Annotated in this window: 25 protein-coding genes and 1 tRNA gene; 12 read left to right on the top strand and 14 right to left on the bottom strand. The window is 40.2% G+C overall.

Annotation, left to right across the window (positions count from 1 at the left end; all coding sequences use genetic code 11):
- Nucleotides 1-2 precede the first annotated feature (2 nt).
- Nucleotides 3-1,529 carry a lysine--tRNA ligase gene (lysS, locus tag F993_RS16305; RefSeq protein WP_004652696.1) on the bottom strand — a complete coding sequence of 509 codons (1,527 nt, stop codon included), beginning with the start codon at nucleotides 1,527-1,529 and terminating at the stop codon, nucleotides 3-5.
- A gap of 158 nt (nucleotides 1,530-1,687) precedes the next feature.
- Entirely contained in the window at nucleotides 1,688-2,125 is a 438-nt protein-coding gene (locus F993_RS16310; protein WP_004652695.1) for an SRPBCC family protein, read from the bottom strand.
- A 348-nt stretch (nucleotides 2,126-2,473) separates the two neighbouring features.
- On the opposite strand from F993_RS16310, the gene rubA reads away from it, so the two are divergent.
- The 4 genes from rubA to oxyR all read left to right on the top strand — a co-directional run bounded on the left by rubA (nucleotide 2,474) and on the right by oxyR (nucleotide 5,843).
- Nucleotides 2,474-2,638, top strand: a complete 165-nt coding sequence (gene rubA, locus F993_RS16315) for a rubredoxin RubA (RefSeq protein WP_000760495.1) — start codon at nucleotides 2,474-2,476, stop codon at nucleotides 2,636-2,638.
- Between the two features lie 83 nt (nucleotides 2,639-2,721).
- Nucleotides 2,722-3,903, top strand: a complete 1,182-nt coding sequence (rubB, locus tag F993_RS16320; RefSeq protein WP_004652694.1) for a rubredoxin reductase RubB — start codon at nucleotides 2,722-2,724, stop codon at nucleotides 3,901-3,903.
- Between the two features lie 83 nt (nucleotides 3,904-3,986).
- Nucleotides 3,987-4,931, top strand: coding sequence for an esterase EstB (gene estB / locus F993_RS16325; RefSeq protein ID WP_004652693.1), 945 nt, complete (start codon nucleotides 3,987-3,989; stop codon nucleotides 4,929-4,931).
- Nucleotides 4,932-4,937: 6 nt separating this feature from the next.
- On the top strand, nucleotides 4,938-5,843 hold the full coding sequence (gene oxyR / locus F993_RS16330; RefSeq protein ID WP_004652692.1) for a LysR family transcriptional regulator OxyR: 906 nt from the start codon (nucleotides 4,938-4,940) through the stop codon (nucleotides 5,841-5,843).
- A 58-nt stretch (nucleotides 5,844-5,901) separates the two neighbouring features.
- On the opposite strand, the gene dusB is transcribed toward oxyR, so the two are convergent.
- Nucleotides 5,902-6,924, bottom strand: coding sequence for a tRNA dihydrouridine synthase DusB (gene dusB, locus F993_RS16335; RefSeq protein ID WP_004652691.1), 1,023 nt, complete (start codon nucleotides 6,922-6,924; stop codon nucleotides 5,902-5,904).
- 82 nt (nucleotides 6,925-7,006) lie between these two features.
- On the opposite strand from dusB, the gene F993_RS16340 reads away from it, so the two are divergent.
- Both F993_RS16340 and F993_RS16345 read left to right on the top strand, forming a co-directional pair.
- Nucleotides 7,007-8,215, top strand: a complete 1,209-nt coding sequence (locus F993_RS16340; RefSeq protein ID WP_004652690.1) for a DUF1615 family protein — start codon at nucleotides 7,007-7,009, stop codon at nucleotides 8,213-8,215.
- A complete protein-coding gene (locus F993_RS16345) occupies nucleotides 8,182-8,856 on the top strand; it encodes an HAD-IB family hydrolase (protein WP_004652688.1) in 675 nt (224 codons plus the stop codon). The genes F993_RS16340 and F993_RS16345 overlap by 34 nt, the downstream gene beginning before the upstream one ends.
- Nucleotides 8,857-8,881: 25 nt before the next feature.
- On the opposite strand, the gene proB is transcribed toward F993_RS16345, so the two are convergent.
- The 8 genes from proB to uvrB all read right to left on the bottom strand — a co-directional run bounded on the left by proB (nucleotide 8,882) and on the right by uvrB (nucleotide 18,458).
- Nucleotides 8,882-10,015, bottom strand: coding sequence for a glutamate 5-kinase (gene proB, locus F993_RS16350; protein ID WP_004652687.1), 1,134 nt, complete (start codon nucleotides 10,013-10,015; stop codon nucleotides 8,882-8,884).
- A 15-nt stretch (nucleotides 10,016-10,030) separates the two neighbouring features.
- Entirely contained in the window at nucleotides 10,031-11,248 is a 1,218-nt protein-coding gene (gene cgtA / locus F993_RS16355; RefSeq protein WP_004652686.1) for an Obg family GTPase CgtA, read from the bottom strand.
- Between the two features lie 158 nt (nucleotides 11,249-11,406).
- The gene (locus tag F993_RS16360) at nucleotides 11,407-12,087 is read right to left on the bottom strand and encodes a hypothetical protein (protein ID WP_004652685.1); all 681 of its coding nucleotides are present in this window, start codon (nucleotides 12,085-12,087) and stop codon (nucleotides 11,407-11,409) included.
- The gene (locus tag F993_RS16365) at nucleotides 12,087-12,830 is read right to left on the bottom strand and encodes a hypothetical protein (protein WP_004652684.1); all 744 of its coding nucleotides are present in this window, start codon (nucleotides 12,828-12,830) and stop codon (nucleotides 12,087-12,089) included. Before F993_RS16365 ends, F993_RS16360 begins: the two co-directional genes overlap by 1 nt.
- Before the next feature lie 137 nt (nucleotides 12,831-12,967).
- On the bottom strand, nucleotides 12,968-14,425 hold the full coding sequence (locus F993_RS16370; protein WP_004652683.1) for a glyceraldehyde-3-phosphate dehydrogenase: 1,458 nt from the start codon (nucleotides 14,423-14,425) through the stop codon (nucleotides 12,968-12,970).
- 246 nt (nucleotides 14,426-14,671) lie between these two features.
- Complete coding sequence (gene rarD, locus F993_RS16375) at nucleotides 14,672-15,625, bottom strand: EamA family transporter RarD (RefSeq protein ID WP_004652682.1); 954 nt, start codon at nucleotides 15,623-15,625, stop codon at nucleotides 14,672-14,674.
- 103 nt (nucleotides 15,626-15,728) lie between these two features.
- A complete protein-coding gene (locus F993_RS16380) occupies nucleotides 15,729-16,313 on the bottom strand; it encodes a lipocalin family protein (protein WP_004652681.1) in 585 nt (194 codons plus the stop codon).
- A gap of 120 nt (nucleotides 16,314-16,433) precedes the next feature.
- Nucleotides 16,434-18,458, bottom strand: a complete 2,025-nt coding sequence (gene uvrB, locus F993_RS16385) for an excinuclease ABC subunit UvrB (protein ID WP_004652680.1) — start codon at nucleotides 18,456-18,458, stop codon at nucleotides 16,434-16,436.
- A 418-nt stretch (nucleotides 18,459-18,876) separates the two neighbouring features.
- On the opposite strand from uvrB, the gene F993_RS16390 reads away from it, so the two are divergent.
- Together F993_RS16390 and F993_RS16395 are read left to right on the top strand one after the other, a co-directional pair.
- A complete protein-coding gene (locus F993_RS16390; protein ID WP_004652679.1) occupies nucleotides 18,877-19,860 on the top strand; it encodes a GGDEF domain-containing protein in 984 nt (327 codons plus the stop codon).
- Between the two features lie 164 nt (nucleotides 19,861-20,024).
- On the top strand, nucleotides 20,025-20,822 hold the full coding sequence (locus F993_RS16395) for an A1S_2505 family phage non-structural protein (RefSeq protein WP_004652677.1): 798 nt from the start codon (nucleotides 20,025-20,027) through the stop codon (nucleotides 20,820-20,822).
- A 36-nt stretch (nucleotides 20,823-20,858) separates the two neighbouring features.
- Here the strand turns inward: F993_RS16395 and F993_RS16400 are convergent, their stop codons facing one another.
- The gene (locus tag F993_RS16400) at nucleotides 20,859-21,038 is read right to left on the bottom strand and encodes a hypothetical protein (RefSeq protein WP_004652676.1); all 180 of its coding nucleotides are present in this window, start codon (nucleotides 21,036-21,038) and stop codon (nucleotides 20,859-20,861) included.
- A 214-nt stretch (nucleotides 21,039-21,252) separates the two neighbouring features.
- Here F993_RS16400 and F993_RS16405 point away from each other — a divergent pair, with 214 nt between their 5' ends.
- Nucleotides 21,253-22,488, top strand: coding sequence for a pyridoxal phosphate-dependent aminotransferase (locus tag F993_RS16405; RefSeq protein WP_004652675.1), 1,236 nt, complete (start codon nucleotides 21,253-21,255; stop codon nucleotides 22,486-22,488).
- A gap of 97 nt (nucleotides 22,489-22,585) precedes the next feature.
- On the opposite strand, the gene F993_RS16410 is transcribed toward F993_RS16405, so the two are convergent.
- A complete protein-coding gene (locus F993_RS16410) occupies nucleotides 22,586-23,005 on the bottom strand; it encodes a GFA family protein (protein WP_004652674.1) in 420 nt (139 codons plus the stop codon).
- A 181-nt stretch (nucleotides 23,006-23,186) separates the two neighbouring features.
- Between F993_RS16410 and F993_RS16415 the strand changes: the two genes are divergently transcribed.
- Nucleotides 23,187-23,624: a PaaI family thioesterase gene (locus F993_RS16415; RefSeq protein ID WP_004652672.1), complete on the top strand. Its 438-nt coding sequence runs from the start codon at nucleotides 23,187-23,189 to the stop codon at nucleotides 23,622-23,624.
- A 37-nt stretch (nucleotides 23,625-23,661) separates the two neighbouring features.
- Here F993_RS16415 and F993_RS16420 read toward each other — a convergent pair whose 3' ends face one another.
- Entirely contained in the window at nucleotides 23,662-24,093 is a 432-nt protein-coding gene (locus tag F993_RS16420) for a hypothetical protein (protein WP_032812640.1), read from the bottom strand.
- Between the two features lie 236 nt (nucleotides 24,094-24,329).
- Between F993_RS16420 and F993_RS16425 the strand changes: the two genes are divergently transcribed.
- Together F993_RS16425 and F993_RS16430 are read left to right on the top strand one after the other, a co-directional pair.
- Nucleotides 24,330-24,405 (top strand) — tRNA-Asn (locus F993_RS16425).
- 179 nt (nucleotides 24,406-24,584) lie between these two features.
- On the top strand, nucleotides 24,585-24,893 hold the full coding sequence (locus F993_RS16430) for a DUF8200 family protein (RefSeq protein WP_004652670.1): 309 nt from the start codon (nucleotides 24,585-24,587) through the stop codon (nucleotides 24,891-24,893).
- Nucleotides 24,894-24,965: the final 72 nt, after the last annotated feature.

Here is a 24,965-nt window from a genome sequence, read left to right as displayed (position 1 = left end):
AATTAATCTTTACGGCGCATATGCGGGAATAACAATACATCACGGATACTTGCTGCATTGGCAAATAACATCACCAAACGGTCAATACCAATCCCCTGACCTGCTGTCGGTGGTAAGCCGTATTCCAAGGCTTCAATAAAGTCAGCATCATAATGCATTGCTTCGTCATCACCTGCATCTTTTTCAGCAACCTGTGCTTGGAAACGCTCAGCTTGATCAATTGGATCGTTTAACTCAGAGAAACCATTTGCCAACTCACGGCCACCAATAAAGAACTCAAAACGATCAGTAATGTGCGGATTATCATCATTACGACGTGCCAGTGGTGAAGTTTCCGCTGGATACTCTGTAATGAAAGTCGGCTGGCGGAGTTTAGTTTCAACCGTTTCTTCAAATACAATAGTTTGCAACTTACCTAAACCAAAACCAGGTTTCACCTGCTCTTTTAGAACATCTTTGGTAAATTTCGCCAAGAACTCGCGATCATTAACATTTTCAGGCGTAAAGTCTGGATTATTCTCAAGAATTGCATCAAACATTGAGATTTTCTTGAATGGGCCTTTGAAGCTATACACTTCTTCACCATAAGGCACATCAGTTGTACCCAAGATATCTAAAGCCAATTTTTCAAGCATGTTCTCAGTGAGTACCATCAAATCCTTATAATCAGCATAAGCTTGATAGAACTCAATCATGGTGAATTCAGGATTGTGGCGTGTTGAAACCCCTTCATTGCGGAAGTTACGGTTAATTTCAAACACACGCTCAAAACCACCCACCACAAGACGTTTTAAATAAAGTTCTGGCGCAACACGTAAATAAAGCTCCATATCCAACGCATTATGATGCGTCACAAATGGTTTTGCAGATGCACCACCCGGAATCACATGCATCATCGGCGTTTCAACTTCCATGAAACGTTCATTAGTCAAGAATGCACGAATACCCGCAACCACTTTAGCCCGAATTTCAAAGGTTTTACGCGTTTCTTCGTTTACGATCAAATCTAAATAACGTTTACGATATTTGGCTTCAGTATCCGTTAAACCATGGAATTTGTCTGGAAGTGGACGCAGTGATTTGGTGAGTAATTCAAAACCTTCAAGGTGAACATATAAGTCACCTTTACCAGAACGCCCAATATAACCTTCAGCTGCAATAATATCGCCAAGGTCTAAGCTTTTAATGGTTTCTAAAATGTCTGTAGGTAAACCTTTACGGTCCACATACAATTGAATACGACCTGTCATGTCTTGGATCACAATGAATGATCCACGGTTGAGCATGACACGACCCGCAACTTTTACATAAACTTTTTCAGCGCCTTCAATTTGCGCCTTGTCTTGATCTTTAAATTGTTCTTGCAGATCACCAGTGTAATGCTCACGTTTAAACGTGTTTGGCCACGGGCTCTTACCCGTTTGTTTTGCAGTCTCTTGGATTTGCTTTAATTTGGCATGACGCTGTGCGATTAAATCGTTTTCGGAAAGTGTTTGTTCAGAAGTCGATTGAGCGTTTTGTTGCGTCATCTCTGCCTCGATTAAGTAAAAAATGAAGTGACATAGAATAGCAGATCACAACTCATTTTCGTATTGTTTCAACCAGACAATTCAAAAAAATCAAGATTGATCCCTTTTTGAATCGAGATAACGCAGCAATTCAGTCTCTGAAACCACTCACGAATGAATTATTTTTCAGCCAAATGTTTCACCATGGCAAGCCCTTGATCAAAGCCTTTATTCATAAATTCAGCATGTTCAGGTTGAATATCTACTTCAACATGCAGTTGCGTTTCACCATTAAAATCAAACAGCATATATTTCTCTAGCGCACCCGCCCAAGATTTTACCTCCTCGCTGTCTAGATCTTCCTTGCCATCTTGAATCATCCCAAGATGTTTAAACACAATCTCTTTAGGTTCTTCAATGCTTTCAATGGTGGAGATCATGCCGTTGCCTTTACCATCACCAAAAAAAGTTTTACCGCCCACTTTCCAGTCGGTTTTCATGGTTGAATCGCATGCAAAGAATTTTGTCCATGCCTGATAACTCTCAGGTGTCCACAAAACCTCCCAAACTTTCTCTGGAGTTGCATAAATTTTTATATTATATGACAGAGTTTCCATGCCCTATTCTCCGTTTTCATTGTTGTGATTCATCATAACTTGATTCTGAATGTTTGTTTTTTATACACACTATATTCATACGATTATTCATTTTTAATTACATAAGCATTTATATTGCTGTAAAAAATTAGAGTAATTGCTCAAATAACAAGAGTTTCAGATAGAATTGCCATATCGCTTTTTGAATAAATGATTAAACTCTTGCATTTACTTTACTTAAATGGCGTTCTGCGTAAAAATCTAACTCCCGATCAACACAAGTTAGTTCTATTGCAGCGATCGTAGCGACATTATGGAATAGTTTTACTGAAAGGCAATTTGAGCATACCTATCAGTTTGGAGAGTCACATGAAAAAATATCAATGTATCGTTTGTGGTTGGATTTACGACGAAGCAGAAGGTTGGCCACAAGACGGCATTGCAGCAGGAACCAAATGGGAAGATATCCCAGATGATTGGACTTGCCCAGATTGCGGCGTTTCAAAAGCTGATTTTGAAATGATTGAAATCTAAATAGATCGAGAAGGCCGTGACAATGATCATGGTCTTTTTTTTGCTATCGTTTGTTTTTAAATAAGAAAATATTGGAGAATAGAATGCATCCTATCGTTATCATCGGATCAGGTATGGCGGGTTATACCGTTGCTCGAGAATTTCGTAAACTGAGTCCTGAACAAGAGCTCGTTATGATCTGCGCGGATGATGCGGTAAATTATGCAAAACCAACATTATCCAATGCCTTCGCAGGCAATAAAGCACCTGAACAAATTGCTTTAGGCGATGCCAACAAAATGGCAACCCAACTGAATATGCGCATTGAAGCAGAAACGTGGGTAAAAGAAATCAATGCAGCCAACCACGAAATCACATTAGAAAAAAATGGTGAAACGGTTACTCAACCTTATTCAAAACTGGTGCTTGCGGTCGGTGCAAATCCAATTCGCTTAGCCATCGCCGGCGATGGCAGTGATGATATTCATGTGGTGAATTCACTCATCGACTATCGTACTTTCCGTGAAAATCTCGCGAAACGTAAAGACAAACGCGTGGTTATTCTCGGGGCAGGTTTAATTGGTTGTGAATTTGCCAACGACTTATTGCATAGCAATTATGATGTCACGGTGATTGATCTTGCAGCACAGCCTCTGGGTCGTTTATTACCAAACCATGTTGCCGAAGCCTTCAAAACCAATCTAGAACAAGCGGGTATCAAGTTCGCACTTTCTACGACCGTAGAAAAAGTATCGAAAATCAATGACGGCGAAGACTACGCAGTCACTTTAGCCAATGGTCAGACTTTGGTGGCGGATATTGTACTTTCTGCGATTGGTTTGCAGCCCAATATTACTTTGGCAAAAGCAGCAGATATCCAAACCAGTCGTGGCATTATTACCAACACGCTTTTAGAAACCAATCAAGCAGATATCTATGCCGTTGGTGACTGTGCTGAAGTGAATGGTACCTTGTTGCCATTTGTCATGCCGATCATGCAACAAGCACGAGCTTTGGCAAAAACACTAAGTGGTCAAAGTACCTCTGTACATTACCCTGCCATGCCAGTTGCGGTAAAAACACCTGCTGCCCCATTGACTGTTTTACCTGCCCCGCTTGATGTTGATGTGAATTGGGAAACTGAAGAATTTGATGATGGCATGTTAGCAAAAGCGGCTGATGGTGAAGGCACCTTAAGAGGATTTGTCCTGCTTGGTGCAACTGCAGCAAAACAACGTCTAACCTTAACCAAGTTGGTTCCAGACTTGATTCCCGCACAGGTTTAAGGTTTAAATACGAGAGTTTGCTGAGAAAAGAACTTGCTGTAAACTCTCAACCAATAAGAAGAATTCAACTCGGAACGAATACCATGAACAGTGCCCTTCAATTTAACGTGTCGCCTTATGCTTCATTTATGCAAGAAACCAAAGTCACTTTGGGCAATGGGATTGAGTTGCATGTTGAAATGGGCGGTAACCCTGAGCATCCAACGATCTTATTAATCATGGGTCTGGGTGCACAAATGCTGTTCTGGCCTGATTTCTTTTGTAAGGCCTTAATTGATCAAGGTTTCCGAGTGGTTCGTTTTGATAACCGTGATATCGGTTTATCTTCTAAAATTCGTAATAAAGGAAAACGACTCAATACCATGAAACTGATGAGCCGTTTCATGTTTGGCCTTGGTAATGAAGGCGCACCTTATACGCTTTATGATATGGCAGATGATGTTGCCCTACTGATTGATCAGTTATGTATTGAGAAAACCTATATTATTGGCGCCTCTATGGGCGGGATGATCTCACAGATTGTTGCTGCAAAATATCCAGAAAAAGTAGAAAAAATCGGTTTGTTGTTTACCAGTAATAATCAACCTTTTCTTCCTCCTCCTTTTCCAAAGCAACTTTTTAGCTTATTGGGCAAACCTGAAGGACATGATGAAGAAACGATTATCAATCACAGTTTGAATGTTTTCCGTATTATTGGTTCCCCTGGTTATGTCAACCCAGTCGAGTCAATTCAAACCATTCGTAAATTATATCGACGTAGTTTCTATCCAGCGGGTGTACTTCAACAATTTTTAGCAATATTATGTACGGGTTCTTTGTTACCATTGAACAAGACGATTACTCAGCCGACTTTGGTTGTACATGGCTCAAAAGATCGCCTGTTACCACCAAGTCACGGGAAAGCTGTTGCAAAAGCAATTTCTGGTGCTAAGTTTGAATTAATCCAAGGAATGGGGCATGATATTCCTGCACATTTCATTCCACAACTTAGTGGTTTGTTTGCTCACCACTTTAGATCATCACACTAGGACACTATGGCTGCATTACCCTCATTAAGACAGCTATCATATTTAGTTACGTTGTCAGAAACTTTACATTTTACTGAAGCAGCGCGTCGTTCCTTTGTCACCCAGTCAACGTTATCGGGTGGCATCATGGAATTAGAGCGTTTATTAGGTGGCGTCTTAGTTGAGCGTGATCGTCAAAACGTCCGTTTAACCCCCTTAGGTGAACAGGTTGTGGCTCGCGCACGAGTATTACTGGCCGATGCCCAAGACCTGATGCGTTTGAGTCGGGAAATGAGTGAACCACTGACCGGTGATTTACATCTCGGTATCATCCCGACCATTGCACCGTTTATCTTGACGCAATTGCTCGATGAAGTTCATCAACAGTTACCCAAAATCCAACTGCATCTACACGAAGCACAAAGCGAGAAAATTGTAGAGAAGCTGGAACACGGTAATTTAGACATGATCGTGCTTGCACTTCCTTTTGATACGCGTAGTTTGAAAGTTGCTGAAATTGCCAAAGAGCACCTGTTCCTTGTATATAACAAGCAAGATACCAATGCAGCCAACGCAAACTCTTTAGATGACTTGGACCTGTCACGGTTAATGCTGCTTGAAGAAGGACATTGTCTACGTGATCACGCACTCAGTGCCTGCCCTGTTGGCGAACGTAAAAATGATCACCGCTTAAAAGCGAGTTCATTGCCAACCTTGGTGGAAATGGTCTCTTCAGATTTAGGTTTTACCCTGTTACCTGAGATTGCATTGAAAAACAGTATGATTCATTTCAATGAAGATATTGCAGTGAAATCTATTGAAGCAGCACCAAGCCGCACACTAGCTTTAGTGACGCGTAAAAGTACGCCATTGCAAAGTGAATTTGATGTGATCTTGCAAATTCTGCAAAAAATCACCGCACATTTAACCTAATCAAACAAAAAAGCCTGTAGTTTAATTACAGGCTTTTTTCAATCTAAAATAACAACTATTAAATATCTAATAAATTAACGTGTTCAACCTGCACATCGCTCATACGTAGGCCTTGATCAAGTAACTGATCGAAATATGATTCCACCACTTTGGCTTGATCAGCCGTATTTTCAACTTTATACATATTCTGACGAAACTCATTACTTGAACGTAAGCCTTTGGTATACCAAGCAATATGTTTACGAGCAATACGACAACCTGAGTATTCACCATAGAACTGGTACAGTTCCGCCAAATGACCCAGTAACACCGTCTTAACTTCGGCAATATCTGGTGCAGCAAGATGCTCACCCATTTTTAAATAATGCGCAATTTCTCTAAATATCCAAGGTCGCCCTTGAGCAGCGCGCCCAATCATAATCGCATCTGCACCCGTATAATCCAGTACATATTTGGCTTTTTCTGGGCTATCAATATCACCATTGGCAATCAATGGGATATTAATCAATTCTTTGACCTGCTTAATCAACTCATAACGTGCCGTATTTAAATACATATCTTCACGGGTACGACCATGTAGTGCTAATGCCGCAATTCCAGATTCTTCGGCGCGTTTCGCGACACGTAAAATATTTTCATGGCCATTCAAAAAACCCAAACGAGTTTTTAAAGTGACAGGCACATCCACTGCCTCAACCACCGCATCAAGAATCCGCGCGACGAGATCTTCATCTTGTAGCAATGCGGAGCCCGCTAACTTGTTACAAACCTTTTTGGCTGGACACCCCATATTGATATCCACAATTTGCGCACCATTCGCCACTTGATAACGTGCCGCTTCAGCCAGTTGCTCTGGATCAGAACCCGCGATTTGTGCTGAAATTGGTGCAAGTTCGCCATCAAAATTAGCCCGATACAAGCTCTTTTTACTCATACGTAGGGTCTTGTCAGCAGTCATCATTTCACTGACTGCATGTCCTGCACCAAAGTATTTACATAGCGTCCGAAACGGTCTATCCGTCACGCCTGCCATCGGAGCAACAATCAAATTATTTGACAGTTGATATGAACCAATATACATATATTTTCTTACAATTTCTGATCAACATAGTATACTTCATTCGCCCGTTCGGCTCATCTTTTTGTGCGGTGTTGTCTTCATTATGAACCAATCGTTTTCGACTCGTCCTCTACTCAAAACATTCAGCCTTTTGGCAATCAGCATAAGCTTAGCGGCTTGTGGCGATAATGCTTGGTGGTCAAATAGTAAAGAACCTGAAATGAAAGCAGAACAAATCACTAGAGTTCTTCCACCACGTGTCAATGATCGCCAGTCTTGGTCACAAGATATCTTTGATATCATGCAACAACTGAGTATCCCCAAGACCAAGCAAAATGTATGCAGTATTGTCGCTGTCGTAGATCAAGAGTCAAACTTTGTTGCAGACCCTGCTGTGCCTGGACTAGGTGAAAAGGCGGTCAAGGAAATTAATACCCGACTTAAAGAAAAATTTGAAGCCAAGCTTGGTGAAACGATCGGTGGAACCGTCGCTGGCTATTTTGAAGATGTGCTCAAAAACCAACCTTCACCAGAAAATAACTATATGAGCCAAATGCGCAAAGTCAGAACTGAGCGTGAACTCGACTTACTCTATCGTGAAATTTTTGACTATATGTCAAAACATTATCATGTCAGTGCTCTAACAGGCGCAGCGAAATTGGTTGGACAAGATATTGGCGAGAAAATGAACCCGATTACCACACTGGGTTCTATGCAAGTGCATATTAATTATGCCAAAGAGCATAAACGCCAAAGCGGAAATATTGCCGAACTACGTAATGATCTCTATACCCAATATGGTGGTCTATATTATGGCATCCATCGTTTGATGGAATATTCTGCTGATTATGACAAAGCCATCTACCGTTTTGCCGATTACAATTCAGGCATGTATTCAAGCCGCAATGCAGCTTTTCAAAAGATGCTTGAAGTCATACAAGGTAAAGACCTTGATTTAGATGGTGACCTGTTACTTTATAATAAAGATGGAAATGTACAATCTGCACTGAGCCAATCTGAAAAAGAAGTGATCTCGGCGTTTACCAACAATAAAATTTTGGTCACCCCACGCCAGATTCGTGCCGATTTAAAGAAAGAAAAAGAGAAAAAGTTTGAAGATACGCAAACCTATTTAGCTGTTCAAAAATTGTATCAAAGTAAAACCAACAAAGAACCAATTTATGCAATGATGCCTGAAGTCGTTATTTCTGGCCCCAAACTAAGTCGTGACTACAACACCAATTGGTTCGCCAGTCGCGTTAATGGACGATATGAAACATGCATGCAAAGAGCGAAACGCATAAAACTCTAAATCTTGCTTTATTTGATTTTGATGGAACACTCTATCCAAAAGACAGTTTCACAGGGTTTATTTTTTTTGCTTTATCAAAACGTCATATTGTCAAAAAGGGCTTGAAAATCCTGCCATGGATTCAAGCCTACTATTTACGCCTTTACCCTGCGCATGCCATGCGACCACGGCTATTCCAAAGCATGTTTAAAGACATTTCTGTAGATTTTGTCCAGCAGCTTGCCCAAGAATATGCACAGAAGCTGATTAAACGACTCGATCAGGATTTATTACAACAGCTTCAACAACACCAACAACGCGGTGACCATATCGTGCTGGTGTCGGCTTCGGTTGACCTTTACTTGACACCCATTTGTGAATTTCTAAATATTGAACTGATCTGTACCCAAACAGAAATTAAAGATGGGCTGTTAACAGGTCGTTATCGCTCAGAAGATTGTAGTTGTGAACAAAAGAAATTACGTATTCTGCAGCAATACAATCTTGCAAACTACCAATCTATTTATGCTTATGGCAATAGTGAAGAAGATTTAGAAATGCTTTCGCTAGCAGACTACCCCTATATGATGGGAGAAGAAAAAGCACTTCCCACCTTAGAGCTAAAACAATTGAACCAAGCAGACATAAAAAAGCCCGCTTAATGCGAGCTCTTTTATTTCAAACAGTTTAGTAAATTGCCATATGATCGCGGTGAATCATTTCCAAAGAACGCGCCTCACCCAAAACCTGATAGACCTTTTCTGATGATAAACCTTTGATCATTTCTGCTGAACGCGAACTAAAATTCACACGTCCAACCGCAATACGACCACCATTCTTATCTACACATTCAACGACATCGCCACGATCGAAGTGCCCTTCTATCGCTCTGACTCCGACGGGTAGTAAACTACGATGCTTGAGCTTAATCGCTTCAACTGCACCATCATCAATCACTAAACGTCCAGCAGTTTGCAAATGCGCAGCCAGCCATTGCTGATGTGCAGTGACACGATCATTGTCTGTAGTAAATAAGGTGCCCAACATCTCACCCGCCATTAAGCGTGCTAATACGTTGTCGCTTTCACCACTGGCAATCAAAGTTGGACAGCCTGAGCGAGCAGCAAGGCGTGCGGCACGGACTTTGGTGACCATACCACCACGACCCAGTACACCGCCACCGCCTGCCATTTCAAACAGACGATCATCCAATGCGCGAACAGCTGAGAACAGCTTAGCATTCGGATTACTGCGCGGGTCAGAATCAAACATGCCTTGCTGGTCTGTCAGAATAATCAACAATTCCGCTTGTACTTGTCCTGCAACCATCGCGGCCAAGGTATCGTTATCACCAAAGCGAATTTCATCGGTAGAGACCGTGTCATTCTCATTGATGACTGGAATCACCTGCCAATCAATCAGGTTCTGCAACGCATCACAAGAGTTGAGATAGCGACGGCGATCTGCAAGATCATCATGCGTGAGTAACACTTGTGCTGTTTGAATACCATGTTGTTCCAATACACTTGACCATGTATGGATCAAGCCCATTTGGCCAATGGCAGCACAAGCTTGCAAACTGGGTAGATCGGTGGGTCGACTCGCAAGTTTCATGCGTACCATCCCTTCTGCAACTGCACCTGATGACACCAGAATAATCTCATGTCCAGCATTGTGTAGATCTGCAATTTGTTTCGCCCAATGCGAAATTGCTTTTAAATCTAGACCTTGCCCGTTTGCAGTGAGTAAAGATGATCCGATTTTAACAACGATTCGTTTACACGCATTGAGCTGACGTTGCCCATCGACCACTTCTATCATTTTTCCCTCGGTTTACTAGTCACGAATGTAGACGCTTTCTACATCGCCTTCGTCTTCATCATCATCAAAGTCTTCATCATCGTCCAGACCCGCTTCACGCTGAGCTTTACGCAAGGCACGATATGCTTCTTTTGCTGCGATGGTTTGTTCTCGTGTCTCAGCTTCAAGCTGCTCACGGAATGCTTTCACTTCTGCTGCATACTCAGGATCTTCAACTTCGCGCTCACGTTGTTGCTCGATTTGATCCATTAAGTAATACACAACTTCTTTGGTTCCTTCTGACATCAAACCAGAAGTTTTAAATACAGGACCTTTCCATTGCAATTCATCCAGAATGTGCTGACACCATTCTTCTCTTGATTCTTCTGCAATTTGATCCAATTTATTGAGTACCAACACCACAGGCAGTTTTGCCAATGTCGGAGAGAATTTCTCTAACTCACCTAAAATCGCTCTTGCGTTATGTGCCGGGTCAGAACCATCAATCGGCTGAACATCCACAATATGCAACAGGATACGGGTACGTGCCAAATGCTTAAGGAAGCGAATACCTAGACCGGCACCTTCAGCAGCACCCTCGATTAATCCAGGAATATCGGCCATGACAAATGAGCGATGACGATCCGCATCGACCACACCAAGGTTTGGAACCATGGTCGTAAACGGATAATCTGCAACTTTTGGTTTTGCTGCGCTGACTGCACGAATGAACGTTGATTTACCCGCATTTGGCATACCCAGTAAGCCTACATCTGCAAGTACTTTCAACTCTAAACGAACTTCACGATATTCACCTTTGATACCGTGCGTACACTTACGTGGCGAACGGTTGGTTGATGATTTAAAGTGAGTATTACCTAAACCACCATCACCGCCATGGGCAACTTTTACGCGCTGACCATCAGCGACCAAGTCACCAATAATGTCACCAGACTCGGTATCTACAATGGTTGTACCGACTGGCACTTTCAAAATAACGTCTTCACCGCCACGACCAGAACAGTTCGCACCCGAACCATTTTTACCGCGCTCTGCACGATAGCGACGCGTATAACGGTAATCTACCAATGTGCTAGTATCATCATCGGCTTGAATATATACACTTCCGCCACGTCCCCCATCACCGCCATCTGGGCCACCAAAAGGGACAAATTTTTCACGGCGAAAACTGGCTACGCCATTGCCACCGTCGCCAGCCTCTACGATAATGACTGCTTCATCAACAAAGCGCATGTGCCAATCCTCAAATTCTTAAAAGCGGACTATTTTGCCACATTTTAAGAAAATTCTCGAATAGAAAAATCAGCAAATTGATTTTTTTAAATTGATTACCCGCTCAAACTTCAATTTCATGATCAGAGTTGGCTCATGATACAGACTTTATGAGTGGATTATGGTCTGACATTCTTCAACGGTAATTGCATCTGCATATCTAAATTGGCTTTGGTTTGCTGTACCGAGTTGTACATGATCGCATCGAAAGAAGAAATATTGCTCATATTAATCGCATCATTCATATAAAAGCTTGGTTTAAATTGATGCTTCACTGGTAAATCGACAGACTCATCAAAAGCAAAATAAACAGGCCCATCAAAAACAATTTTCACTGGAACGGTATAAGTACGTTTCAATTGAAATGGGATATCTAATTTAACCGGAATATTTAAACTCAAAGGAAACTTAGGCAATAATTTATTTTGATAGATCAAATCTGTACTGGTTTCAATCGGTACCACTTCATCTACTTTCAGCATGGTTTCGTAGTTGATGTCCACGGTAATCGGTGTTTCCACCTCAAAACTCAGATCAGCCAAATACTTACCTTTTAAAGGCAAATGCAAAGTCCGATCAATGTCCAAAACTGTATTCAGTTGACCTTCTGATTTCACTCTTAAATGATCACCGACTTGAATCTTGGTGCCCAAAGATTCAGGCAAACGAATATCCGCCTGTTGTGCAGAAACAATCAAAGACGCCTGAATATTTAAATAGAACCAAAATAAAATCGCCACCAACGTGGTCACGATCACAAAACTGATCAATAAGCTTTTAAGCGATTTGGTGATATCCATTACTCACCTGCTTTTACATCATGTTGAGCTGCTTGCACTTCGACAGGCTGAGCTTTGACACGATTCAAATACATGGTTGAGAGCGGAATCTTTAATTCTCCCTGCGCAATTTTAACAGGCAAGGTATTTTTCACATCCACCGAGGCATTCAGCTCAGACGTAATTGGAACATTCAAATTGCCCTGAATTGGAATATTGGCATTCAATTGTGCTTTCAATGGAATATTCAAATTTTCCTTGAGTTCGGTGCGCACAGGGGCATCAAATTTTAAATGAACTTTTTGCTGTAAGGGAACCTGAATATCAATCGGTACATCCAGTTGTAAAGGAATTGATCCCTTCAATGGTAAGGTGACATCCCGACCTAAAATCTTCACCTGTACTTTGGTGTCAATCGGTAGGCTTTGATTGACCTTAATCGTTTCCTTTACAGGAATCGTGGTACTGATCGGGACAACATTATCGAAATAAACCCGTGGTGTCAGTGTTTGCGTGAGTGGAACATTGAGTTGTTCATTAATTGGGATCTTGGCATCGACACGTCCATTCACATCAACATTGAGCGCATCTTTAACTTTGACCCGAACCTGTAAAGGTTCTTGCAAGTCAATTGCGACATCTTGATTCTTCAATGGAATATAAATATTAAAATGCTTAAATACCCACATTGCGATGTATACACCACACAAGTTGGCAACCACAATTAAAGCAAATACCACGAACAAACGTCTGAACTGCAACAATGATCTATCCCTTGATTAATTATTTCCCTTTTCCCCTATTCTTATCGATTTTTATGTTTAATTCAGCATATATTCTGTACAGTCAATAAAAAAGCCCAGTTAAAAACTGGGCTTTTTGTTATCGCTGTGCGAACAAATTATGCATTTGTTTCAGCAGGAACTTTCGCATAGCTTACGCCACACATTTGTTCAGCAATACGTAATACTTGGCAGCTATAACCCACTTCGTTATCGTACCAGACATAAGCAGTTAAACGCGTACCAGATGCGATTGTTGCTTGTGCATCAAAAACACCCGCAGTACGTGAACCAATAAAGTCACTTGATACAACTTCTGTTGAGTTGGTATAACCAATTTGACCTTGTAGCTTCGAGTTGATCGAAATTTGACGAATGTATTCGTTCACTTCTTCACGATCAATTTCTTTCTCTAAGTTCAAGTTCAAGATTGCAAGTGAAACGTTTGGTGTAGGTACACGTACCGAGTTACCTGTTAACTTGCCTTTAAGGCCTGGCAATGCTTTTGCAACTGCTTTAGCCGCACCAGTTTCAGTAATCACCATGTTCAATGTTGCAGCACGGCCACGACGGTCTGCTTTATGGTAGTTATCAATTAAGTTTTGGTCGTTTGTAAACGAGTGAACCGTTTCAACATGACCATTTAATACTTTGTATTTGTCGTCTAAAACTTTTAACACAGGTGTAATTGCGTTGGTTGTACAGCTTGCAGCAGAGATGATCTTGTCTTCATCTAAGATATCGCCGTTGTTCACACCAAATACAACGTTCTTCATCTCACCTTTACTTGGTGCAGTTAAGACCACACGTGCAATACCTGCACATTTCAAGTGTTGGCTTAAGCCTTCTGCATCACGCCATTTACCCGTGTTGTCGATAAGAAGTGCGTTATCAATACCGTAAGCCGTGTAATCTACTTCGCTTGGGCTTGATGCATAAATCACTTTAATGAATTGACCATTTGCAATGATTGCTTCGTTTTCTTCATCAACAGAAATTGTACCGTCAAAGGTTCCGTGAATAGAGTCACGACGTAATAAAGAAGCACGTTTCGCCAAATCACCATCAGATGATTTACGAACAACAATAGCTTTAAGGCTTAAACCACGACCTAAACCAGATTGGCTGATGATTAAGCGCGCCAAGATACGACCGATACGGCCAAAACCGTAAAGTACAACATCTTTAGGCTCAGCAACCGCTGCATTGCCTTGAATTGGAGCAACTGCTTGTGCAACAAAAGCGTCTACATCGCCACCTTGGTTTTTATATTCAACTGCAAGTTTACCGATATCAACTTCAGCAGAACCGATATTGTCAACTTTCATTAACGCTTCCAAAATTGGGAAGGTATTTACCACTGAAAGTTCAACATCAAGCATACGTGTACGGCGATGCGTTTTAAGAATTTGAATAACCGAACGGTTGATTAAAGAGCGTCCGTAAACAGAAACAACAATATTTTTCTCACGGTATAATTGACCGATTAAGGTAATCATACGTTCCGCGATTTCTTCACGGTTTTTCCAACGACCTTGGTGTTCAGCGTGTAGGGCAACGATTGTTTCTTTGCTCACAGTTACGTCCTCTAATTTATATATACTGGGCGTGAATTTTTAAAACGCCATTATTGTAATAGAATTATCATCAAGATTGAATCAAAAGCTGTTAAACGAGCTAAGATTTTGTCCTAATTGACTATAAATTCATAAAATACCTATAATTATTTTTGTGAATTTTGGTAAAAATCTTTTCCTATCATCATAATAGCGGTGATTTAGCTCACAGCAATCACAATTTTACTGATCATTTTGACGATCAAATCAGCTTTTTTGTTCTTTATCGTCTAGATTCACACGTTGTGAATACTGTTTTAGATTCAATTCTAAATGTTGCTTACGCAGTTTCTGTTGATATAGATGTGTTGCCCCTTCAATCACAAGGACCAAAACAGCCAACCAAATCGGGATATAAGTCAGCCATTCATCAGCACCGATTTTTTCGCCGATCAGCAAAGAAACCAAAGCCAATAAAACAGGTTCTAGATAGCCGAGTAAACCAAAAATAATCAAAGGCAGGTAACGACTGGCAAGAATATAACTTCCCAACCCAATGGCACTTAACAACCCCAAACCAATCACCACAACAATAAGACTTGGATGCTCCAAGAACTTGAGATATGACATCTCCCCTGTTTGAATAAAGAAAATCGCAATTGGTAGAATCAAGATAAGATCCCACCAAAAACCACCCAAATGATCGGTTTGAATTTTTTTACGCAGCACAAAGTAAGCAGCATATCCCAATGCAACAAAAGCAGTTTCCCAAGCAATACTGCCTAAACGCCATATTTCATGTCCAACCCCAAACACGGCGAGCAATACAGCGACATATTGGAACTTAGAAAGTTTCTCTCCATATAAAAAACTCCCAGCCAACACCAAAACCAAAGGTAAAAGAAAATAACCCAAGGAAACCTGTAGCCCTCTTCCATGCATGGGCGCCCACAAAAACAGCCAGAGTTGAGCCGAAGTGAGTACTGAGGTGGCAAATAAAAGCAATAATAAGCTGGGATTGGCAAGAATCCGTTTAAACACAGTTTTGATCAGGGATAAATCACCACTCAACCACATAAATAAGGTCAGAAATGGAATGGTGGCAATAATTCGCCAACCAAAAGTCTGTTCACTATCTAAGGAACCGAGAAGCTGGCTATAAAAATAGAGAACACCAAAAGTGACAGAAGCCAAAATTGAATAAGCTATTCCTTTAAACATTTCCAGCCTCTGCTTGAAGAATATTTTAAAAAGTACGTGATTTATCTACTATATAAAATAAAAAAAACCATGCATGCATGGTTTTTCAACAAGTATAGCTGATTTAGTGATGTTCAGGATAAATAACATCACCAATATCATAGCCTAATGATTTTGCATAATTTAAATATTCATTAATAATTTCTTTTTTAGGATTTGGTATGCGTGAAAGCACCCATAAATATTTACGACGTGGCTCACCCACCAGTACAGTTTGATAATCAGCATCGAGCTTTAAAATCCAGTAATCACCACGGATTACAGGTACCCAACGCACGACTTCTGGTAAAAAACTCACACGCAATTTACTGTTAAACGGCGCATTGGCGACAAATGCCTCTCCTAGACTTTGCTGAAGATTTCCATCACTGTCATAGCATTTATTATCCACAACAATATTACCATTTTCATTTAAGGTATAAGTTGCAGTAACGTTATAGGCACACTTACGCTCAAAAAACATTGGTTTTCGAGCCACTTCATACCAAACGCCCAAATATTTATCGAGTTCGACTTTATCTACTGTTGGCAAAGGCTTTGCTTGGGCATAAGCAATGGTTCCAACTGCCAACCCTGTTAAGACCGCCCCACCAATCGCAATCTTTGCAAGGCGCCAACTCGCTTTCGGGAAATTTTTAATAAATGGCATGAGAAATCCTCAAAACAGTAATTTGTTATCAATAGTCATATAGTTAGCAATTTAAAATAGCTTACTTTGTGAACAAAAACTGTTGCGATATGTATCCCTTTTGAGGATTTCTCTCCTAGATTAAGATTGCAATATATGCGCTTTGAGACGGACAATCTCATCGCGTAATCTTGCCGCTTGTTCAAACTGTAACTCTTTCGAGGCTTTTAACATTTCCTTTTCCAGTTTGCCAATATGCTTGGCAAACAGTTTTGGATCAGATAACAAATGCTGCTCATCAGCACTAATCGCCTGCGCTTGTTCAAGCACTTTTTCATCAATTTCATCGTCTGTCAGCACTTCACCGGTATCGATTTCCTTGATTGCTTGGCGTACCGCACTACGTGGAGTAATACCATGTAATTCATTAAATTCAATTTGCTTGTTGCGACGGCGCTCTGTTTCATCCATCGCTTTACGCATCGAATCCGTAATACGATCGGCATACAAAATCGCTTTGCCTTTAACATTACGTGCTGCACGACCAATGGTTTGAATCAATGAACGTTCTGAACGCAAGAAGCCTTCTTTATCCGCATCAAGAATTGCAACTAAGGATACCTCAGGCATATCCAAACCTTCACGTAACAAGTTAATCCCGACCAGTACATCATGTACGCCAGTACGTAATTCGTGAATAATTTTGACACGCTCAACCGTATCAATATCCGAGTGCAGATAAGCCACTTTGACCCCATATTCTTTCAGGTACGAGGTTAAATCTTCTGCCATACGTTTAGTCAAAGTTGTCACAAGGACACGTTCATTCAATTGTTTACGAATATTGATTTCTGAAAGTACATCATCCACTTGGGTTAATACTGGACGTACTTCAATTTCAGGATCAATCAAGCCTGTCGGGCGAACTACCTGCTCAACAATTTGCTCTGACTTTTCCAATTCATAATGAGCTGGGGTTGCGCTAACGAAAACAGTGGTTGGAACAATCCGTTCCCATTCTTCAAATTTCATTGGACGGTTATCCAAAGCACTGGGTAAACGGAAACCGTAATTGACCAAGTTTTCTTTACGCGAACGGTCACCTTTATACATCGCCCCAATTTGCGGAACAGTCACATGCGATTCATCAATGATCAGCAAAGCATCTTCAGGGATATAATCAAACAAGGTGGGTGGCGCTTCGCCTGCTCCACGACCTGAAAGATGGCGCGAGTAGTTTTCAATACCATTGGTATAACCCAATTGCTGCATCATCTCTAAATCATAACGCGTACGCTGTTCAATCCGCTGTGCTTCCAATAATTTGTCATGCTCTTTGAAGAATTTAAGCTGATCTTTTAACTCATCTTTAATCGTATCAATCGCGCGTGTCAAATGATCTTTCGGGGTCACATAATGACTTTTTGGATAAATAGTCACACGCGGTACTTTACGTACCAACTTTCCTGTCAATGGATCAAACCAACGAATCGAGTCCACTTCATCATCAAATAACTCGACTCGAATCGCATCTTTATCCGATTCCGCTGGAAAAATATCAATGATTTCGCCACGAATCCTGTAGGTACCACGTAAGAACTCCAATTCATTACGGGTATATTGCATTTCCACCAAACGACGAATGATCTCATCACGACTGACGCGATCACCTTGCACAATATGCAACAGCATTTGCATATAGGCATTTGGATCACCCAAACCGTAGATTGCAGAAACCGATGCCACAATAATCGCATCACGACGTTCTAACAGCGCACGTGTTGCCGAAAGACGCATTTGGTCAATGTGATCATTAATCGCCGAATCTTTTTCGATAAAGGTATCGGATGATGGCACATAGGCTTCTGGTTGATAGTAATCGTAATAACTGACGAAATACTCAACCGCATTATTTGGGAAGAATGCTTTAAACTCACCATACAACTGAGCCGCAAGTGTCTTGTTATGTGCCATGACGATGGTTGGCCGCTGCGTTTGCGCAATCACATTAGCCATGGTATAGGTTTTACCCGATCCAGTTACGCCAAGCAGTAATTGATTACGAAAACCTTGGTCAATACCATTGACCAATTTCTCAATGGCCTGCGGTTGATCTCCTGCGGGTTGATAATTGGTAACTAACTCAAAAGGTTGGTTTTCGCTCACAAGACGTCTCTTTTCCTGAATATGGGTTATTTATGGAGTCACTCAATTCAATTTGCAATCCACTTTATGTACTTTAATATAATTTTTTAGAGACCTATATTATATTTAATAAATTACTATCAAATTCACGTATTTTTTTAGTGTTAAAATCTCAATTTTTCTCAACCAATAATTGTAAATATATTGAATTTTCACACAAAAAAAATTAATATATATACTTTAAAAAGATCAAGAACTTTGAAATTTTTCTGTGAACTCAATTAATACACAATATTTTATATTAATCGTTCCAATCTGCATATTTTTCATCGGCTTGGCATTTATATGCTGCCGTTTAATCTTCAAAGCCGATATTTTTTTATTGTGGATTGGTTTGGCTTATGCAATTCCATCTATTGCACTTTTAATACAATGCTTAATGAGCAACCCACAACTTACGATTGCAGCCCCGTTCACTGCGGCTCTATATTTATTCGGGGGATGGGTTGCAGCATATGCAATGAGTGTGAAACTCAATGCGCCGTTCAGGCACCTACTCGCCTTAGTTTTTATCGGGTTGACTCTTGTTGGCCTTAGTTATTTTTCATATTTAAATCCACAAATATGGTTAAGACTGATTATTTTAAATATGGCATTAGGACTGATCGGCTTAATTACAGTCCCCGCTGTATTCAAGCAATTTCCACATAGTCAATCATTTGATCGCTGGATATTAATTCTCTATTTACTCAATGTCTTATATTATTTTTTCCGTGCCTTGATCAATCTTATTTTTTTAGATCACATTAATCATGACCACATCAACTTAACCTCGTCAACATGGTGGTTATTATGGACCTCCATTAATATTCTTTTAAACATTCTATTCGCTATTGTCATCAGTGCTGGCGCCATCCAAGATGTTATTCAACGTCTGAACAAAGAACGCCAGTATGATCCATTGACTCAAGTACTTAATCGTCGAGGGTTCTTTGAAAAATGTGAAAAGTTAATCTTCACCACTCAATCTTATTATTTGATTTGCTTAGACATCGATCACTTTAAATTAATTAATGATACTTGGGGGCATAATATTGGTGACCAAATCTTACAAGGCATAAGCCAAATCATGTTGCAACACAAAAATTCGAATGACTTAATTGCTCGTTTTGGTGGAGAAGAATTTGTTTATCTCATTTCCGCGAGCAATACTTCTGAGGCTTTGTATCGAACAAATCAACTCAAAAAGCAGCTTGAACAAACCACATTTACCCATCATGAAATTAAAATGACAGCAAGTTATGGTCTTACCAAGATAGCTCATTTTCATGAAATTAAATCTGCATTGCAACGTGCCGACAAACTCCTGTATCAAGCAAAAGAGAATGGACGGAATCAAATATCATTTGACTTAATCACTTAATTAAAATGGACACATGATTCAACGATTTATTTTGATCCGACCGATTGATCCAAATCATTTTGGCACCTGAGCTCGAATAAAATAAAAGAAAAATACAAACAGCGCTTGACCCTGTTAGCAATCAACTGCAACATGGACTTATACTCAAATTCAATGATAAAAATATGGCTTACCAATACCATGACGAAACAATCGTAACGGAACTCCCTGAAGATACAGTCTTTGTTTTCGGCAGTAACTTAGCAGGTATCCATGACAGTGGCGCAGCTCGTGTCGCAGCACAACACTTTGCTGCTGTAAAAGGCGTTGGGCGTGGTTGGGCTGGACAAACATTCGCGATTCCAACACTGAATGAACACCTACAACAAATGCCATTGGCTCAAATTGAGCATTATGTAGAAGACTTTAAAGTCTATGCAAAACACCACCCTAAAATGAAATATTTTTTAACGGCTTTGGGGTGTGGGATTGCCGGTTATAAAGTGTCTGAAATTGCTCCTTTATTCAAAGGGATTCATTCCAATGTGATTTTCCCCGAATCATTTCGCCCGTATATCGAAGAGGACGCGGTTTCCCAATTTCCCGACTTAACTGCTGATGCAGTACATGCCTTTATTTCAGATGAAGTCATATTCTATTTCGATCATGGCTATGAATCTTTTGAAGAGGCACTTAATCAGACTAAGCTAACCGCAGCAGAAAAAGCCATTGCTTTGGTTGTTTTGAATGAAGAATTGTACCCGCGTGATCGTTATGGGCGTGGCCGTGAACATGAGATTAACGATATTTTAGGCAAACTCAATGGCAAGATTTTTAATTTCCATAGCAATTCTGAAGGCGCAATGATTTTTGTCAGTGTGATTATTGCTTTAATGGAGTTATATGATATTGATGAATATGATTTCATCAAGCTCTGGCGTGGCGAGTTAGAAATACAACATCCTCTCAACCGTCATCAATAATTAATAAAAAAGCCAATCAACAGATTGGCTTTTTTATTAACGCTTACCCATTGAACGACGGGTACCACGTGGAGGCATCCAAGTACGATCAGCATATTGCTCAGGTTTTGGACGGACCTGATTATGGGTTGCATCCTCAGCATCATCCTGAGCAGATGGCATAGGAAATGGCAATTTCACCAAAGCTTTTTTTGCTTTAGGTTGTTGGGTACTCATTGAAATTCTCTCGAAATCTAGATTTCTAGCCGCATATTGTAATAGATTTTTGCCATTTTTATAAAAATAAAATATGTAAAAAAACACAATGACGCTAAAGCTTAAAATTTAGTAACTTTTTATACGATTCAGGCAAGTTTCAGCCACAAAGAAGTCGAATTAAGCTAAGATAAGCTGCTTTTTATTTTTTAATCCCATAAGAAGGAATAATGCCGTGGACGTACGTCTCTCTGATCGTGTCAATGCCATCAAACCGTCCCCTACACTTGCAGTAACCAACAAAGCTGCTGAGCTTAAAGCTGCTGGTAAAAACGTGATTGGTTTAGGTGCAGGCGAACCAGACTTTGATACCCCTCAACACATCAAAGATGCTGCAATTGAAGCGATTAATAAAGGCTTTACAAAATATACAGCTGTAGACGGTACTCCAAGCTTAAAAAAAGCAATTATTGCGAAACTCAAACGTGATAATAATCTAGATTATCAAGCCAACCAGATTTTAGTGTCTTGTGGTGGTAAACAAAGTTTCTTTAACTTGGCCCTTGCTTTGTTAAATAAAGGCGATGAAGTGATTATCCCTGCGCCATTTTGGGTCAGCTATCCAGATATGGTAATTATCGCTGAAGGTACACCAGTGATCGTGAAATGTGGTGAAGAACAGCGTTTCAAAATTACCCCTGAACAATTAGAAGCGGCGATCACCCCAAATACACGTTTAGTGGTATTGAACAGCCCATCTAACCCAACAGGTATGATCTATACCAAAGCTGAATTAGAAGCTTTGGCAGAAGTGTTACGTCGTCACCCACAAGTCTTTGTTGCTTCTGATGACATGTATGAACCAATCCGCTGGGAAGATGAGTTCTACAATATCGCGACTGTTGCACCAGACTTATATGACCGCACCATCGTTCTCAATGGTGTTTCAAAAGCCTATGCAATGACAGGCTGGCGTATTGGTTATGCGGCGGGTCCTGCAAAAATCATTGGCGCAATGAAAAAAATCCAGTCTCAATCCACTTCTAACCCAACTTCGATTTCGCAAGTTGCAGCTGAAGCAGCATTGAATGGCCCACAAGACGTATTACAGCCAATGATTGAAGCGTTTAAACGCCGTCATGACTTAGTGGTTAACGGCTTAAATGACATCAACGGTATTTCTTGCTTACCTGCTGATGGTGCATTCTATGCCTATGCCAATATCCGCCCGTTAATTCGTGCCAAAGGTTTAAAATCTTGCACAGAATTCTCTGAATGGTTACTGGAAGAAACTGGCGTTGCGGTCGTTCCTGGCGATGCATTTGGCCTAGGCGGATTTATGCGTATCTCTTATGCAACTGCTGACGAAGTTTTAGTCGATGCTTTAGCACGTATCAAAAAGGCTGCTGATTCAATTGAAGGCGTTGATGCTGCAATTGCTTCAATTCAAGCAGAAAAAGCTGCGAAATAATTTTTGCCGCAATAAAAAAAGAAGCTTCCCAATGAAGCTTCTTTTTTTATGTCTTAAATTTATACCTTAACTAAAATTGGGATTCCTAAAACGAGTACTATTTAGCTGATTCACCACTAAAAAGTGCAACGACCTCCGCTTCTGTCATCTTCTTGGTCGCATTTTGAAAAGCATAAAACTCAGGTTTGCAATCGATATAAATTTCCAAATCAAGATTTAGATCTTTGGGTGACTCATTCAATGCAAAGGCATTGATATTGCAATAATTCTGATCTTTCGTCCGCCAAAATAAATTGGTGCCACAGGCATTACAGAAACCTCTTTCACCCCAAGCCGATGAGTTATAGACAGAGAGATGATCTTGTTTTAAAAATTTTAAGCTGCCTTGTTTCACATCAATGGTCATAATCACGCCACTGGTCTGTCGACGACAAATCGAACAGTGACAGGCATGTACATCATGATTACTTAATTCAACTTCAAATGTGGTCTCACCACAAACACACTGTCCTTTCATTATAAATTTACCTTTTATTCAAAATTGTTATTTATGAATTAACGTAAGCATAAAACAAAGCAAGCATGGCGCAATCAATAATTTGTAAAACTTAGAATTCATCGATGAACTGTATTGACAGCCTGTCATGGAAAGACTACGTTATACACAAGTTCCTTTTTAGAACTATATAGGAAAAAAGATGAAACACCCAAAAGAAATGAATGGACTTGAGTTTTTAACGGCAATGTGTGAAGGACATATTCCACCGGCCAGTATTAGTGAAACAATTCCAATGCAACCCGTTGAAGTTACTGAAGGTTTTATAAAATTTGAAGTACAAGCAGATCAACGCCATCTCAACCCGCTAGGAGGCGTTCATGGCGGTTTTGCTGCAACCGTACTTGATTCTGTCACAGGTTGCGCTGTCCATACCCTTTTAGAAGCAGGTGTCGGTTATGGCACCATTGATCTGAATATTAAAATGTGCCGCCCTATTCCAAAAAATCAAAAGCTCATAGCGACAGGCAGCATGATCAATATCAGTAAAAATTTAGGGATTTCGGAAGGTAAAATTGTCGATGCAGAAGGCAAACTTTATGCGCATGCAACCGCAACCTGCATGATCATTCGCCCATAAGCCTAAATAGAAGCAAATGGGCTATTTCATTATAGCCCTATGCAATGGCCTTATTACTTTGGAAGTTTTTTGGACGAATGCATAAATGACTAAATACCGCGTATTGCCAAATGCTTTTCACTTGCACTGACACAACCTTTTGCTCTACTACAGACCAAGCCAAAGCCGTATTTGCACCTAAAAATAATTCACCACCAAGTTGAAATAAATATAAAGGTGCATGCTCATCGACAGTCAAGGTATTTTTTTGTGAGAGTAGATCTTTAGCCGTTTGAATTTTCCATTTATTGCCAAACCATAATTGCAATAAATCCCCCAGATACAAGGCTTGTTGCTTAAACGGAAAAGTATTTATAAATGAATGCTCAACGGGCGTGTAATACTGCGCAGCATCTTGAATAATTTCGAGATAATGCTGTTGATAAAAAGACAAATTTGAAAAAATAGATTGAATATTTAGAATAGTCATTTCGACCTCCAGTTTAGCCATTTTAGTGCTGGCAAGTAGGGTTAAATCCACACTGTTTAGATGAATATCTAAACGCTCTTTCTCATTTGAATCTAGCAATACCCTGTTCAAAGTTCAAGTTATTTTTCTGACTTTATCGCAATTGTGCAAATAAAAAGCATACGATGCAAAAATGAAAGAAACATGACACTTTTATCTTGACCAATTTTAAAAGCTGCCTATAATGGCACTCAGATTCTCCCATAGCTCAGTCGGTAGAGCGACGGACTGTTAATCCGCAGGTCCCTGGTTCGAGCCCAGGTGGGAGAGCCAAGATTCTAAAAAGCCCAGATCAATGATCTGGGCTTTTTATTTTGAATGCACAAAATATGCTTAAAACAATAATTATGATTATTTTGTTCATTTCCTGTTGAGTATCGTATAACTTTAAACCACCTCCCTGCTTTTAATATAAGATCAAAATTTAATTATTATATTAGGGAAAAGATATAATGAAAAAACTTCTGTTGTGTTTAATATTTCTTAGCAGTCCAGCAATCGCCGCCCAAACCACTTGGTATGCTGGTTCTTCCTATAAAGGTACTGTGACTGTTCCAATTGAGAATGGACCCAATGTGGTCTGGAAATGTAATGGTCGTGTCTGTAGCATGTCTGGCCCTTGGGGCAATGCGCTTTCTTTAGATTCCTGCCAAAGTCTGGTCTTACGTATTGGTAAGATTAGTTATTATAAAAACTCAGCGGGTGCAATCTGGAATGCTCGCTCTACTGAATTAGCACAATGTAATCAAGTTGCACGTTAATATGCATTTTTTTGGTTAAGCGTTTATTATTCATACTCATTTTACTTGACGGACTTCCATTTAAGCCCTAAA

The sequence above is a fragment of the Acinetobacter proteolyticus genome (genome assembly GCF_000367945.1).
In the GTDB taxonomy this organism is placed as follows: domain Bacteria; phylum Pseudomonadota; class Gammaproteobacteria; order Pseudomonadales; family Moraxellaceae; genus Acinetobacter; species Acinetobacter proteolyticus.
This window is presented reverse-complemented; position numbering and strand designations above follow the sequence as displayed.

Bases quoted from the DNA above. Each gene is read 5' to 3' on its own strand.
- lysS (WP_004652696.1), bottom strand. From the start codon at position 1,529: ATGACGCAACAAAACGCTCAATCGACTTCTGAACAAACACTTTCCGAA.
- F993_RS16310 (WP_004652695.1), bottom strand. From the start codon at position 2,125: ATGGAAACTCTGTCATATAATATAAAAATTTATGCAACTCCAGAGAAA.
- rubA (WP_000760495.1), top strand. From the start codon at position 2,474: ATGAAAAAATATCAATGTATCGTTTGTGGTTGGATTTACGACGAAGCA.
- rubB (WP_004652694.1), top strand. From the start codon at position 2,722: ATGCATCCTATCGTTATCATCGGATCAGGTATGGCGGGTTATACCGTT.
- estB (WP_004652693.1), top strand. From the start codon at position 3,987: ATGAACAGTGCCCTTCAATTTAACGTGTCGCCTTATGCTTCATTTATG.
- oxyR (WP_004652692.1), top strand. From the start codon at position 4,938: ATGGCTGCATTACCCTCATTAAGACAGCTATCATATTTAGTTACGTTG.
- dusB (WP_004652691.1), bottom strand. From the start codon at position 6,924: ATGTATATTGGTTCATATCAACTGTCAAATAATTTGATTGTTGCTCCG.
- F993_RS16340 (WP_004652690.1), top strand. From the start codon at position 7,007: ATGAACCAATCGTTTTCGACTCGTCCTCTACTCAAAACATTCAGCCTT.
- F993_RS16345 (WP_004652688.1), top strand. From the start codon at position 8,182: ATGCATGCAAAGAGCGAAACGCATAAAACTCTAAATCTTGCTTTATTT.
- proB (WP_004652687.1), bottom strand. From the start codon at position 10,015: ATGATAGAAGTGGTCGATGGGCAACGTCAGCTCAATGCGTGTAAACGA.
- cgtA (WP_004652686.1), bottom strand. From the start codon at position 11,248: ATGCGCTTTGTTGATGAAGCAGTCATTATCGTAGAGGCTGGCGACGGT.
- F993_RS16360 (WP_004652685.1), bottom strand. From the start codon at position 12,087: ATGGATATCACCAAATCGCTTAAAAGCTTATTGATCAGTTTTGTGATC.
- rarD (WP_004652682.1), bottom strand. From the start codon at position 15,625: ATGTTTAAAGGAATAGCTTATTCAATTTTGGCTTCTGTCACTTTTGGT.
- F993_RS16380 (WP_004652681.1), bottom strand. From the start codon at position 16,313: ATGCCATTTATTAAAAATTTCCCGAAAGCGAGTTGGCGCCTTGCAAAG.
- F993_RS16390 (WP_004652679.1), top strand. From the start codon at position 18,877: ATGAGCAACCCACAACTTACGATTGCAGCCCCGTTCACTGCGGCTCTA.
- F993_RS16395 (WP_004652677.1), top strand. From the start codon at position 20,025: ATGGCTTACCAATACCATGACGAAACAATCGTAACGGAACTCCCTGAA.
- F993_RS16400 (WP_004652676.1), bottom strand. From the start codon at position 21,038: ATGAGTACCCAACAACCTAAAGCAAAAAAAGCTTTGGTGAAATTGCCA.
- F993_RS16410 (WP_004652674.1), bottom strand. From the start codon at position 23,005: ATGAAAGGACAGTGTGTTTGTGGTGAGACCACATTTGAAGTTGAATTA.
- F993_RS16415 (WP_004652672.1), top strand. From the start codon at position 23,187: ATGAAACACCCAAAAGAAATGAATGGACTTGAGTTTTTAACGGCAATG.
- F993_RS16420 (WP_032812640.1), bottom strand. From the start codon at position 24,093: ATGACTATTCTAAATATTCAATCTATTTTTTCAAATTTGTCTTTTTAT.
- F993_RS16430 (WP_004652670.1), top strand. From the start codon at position 24,585: ATGAAAAAACTTCTGTTGTGTTTAATATTTCTTAGCAGTCCAGCAATC.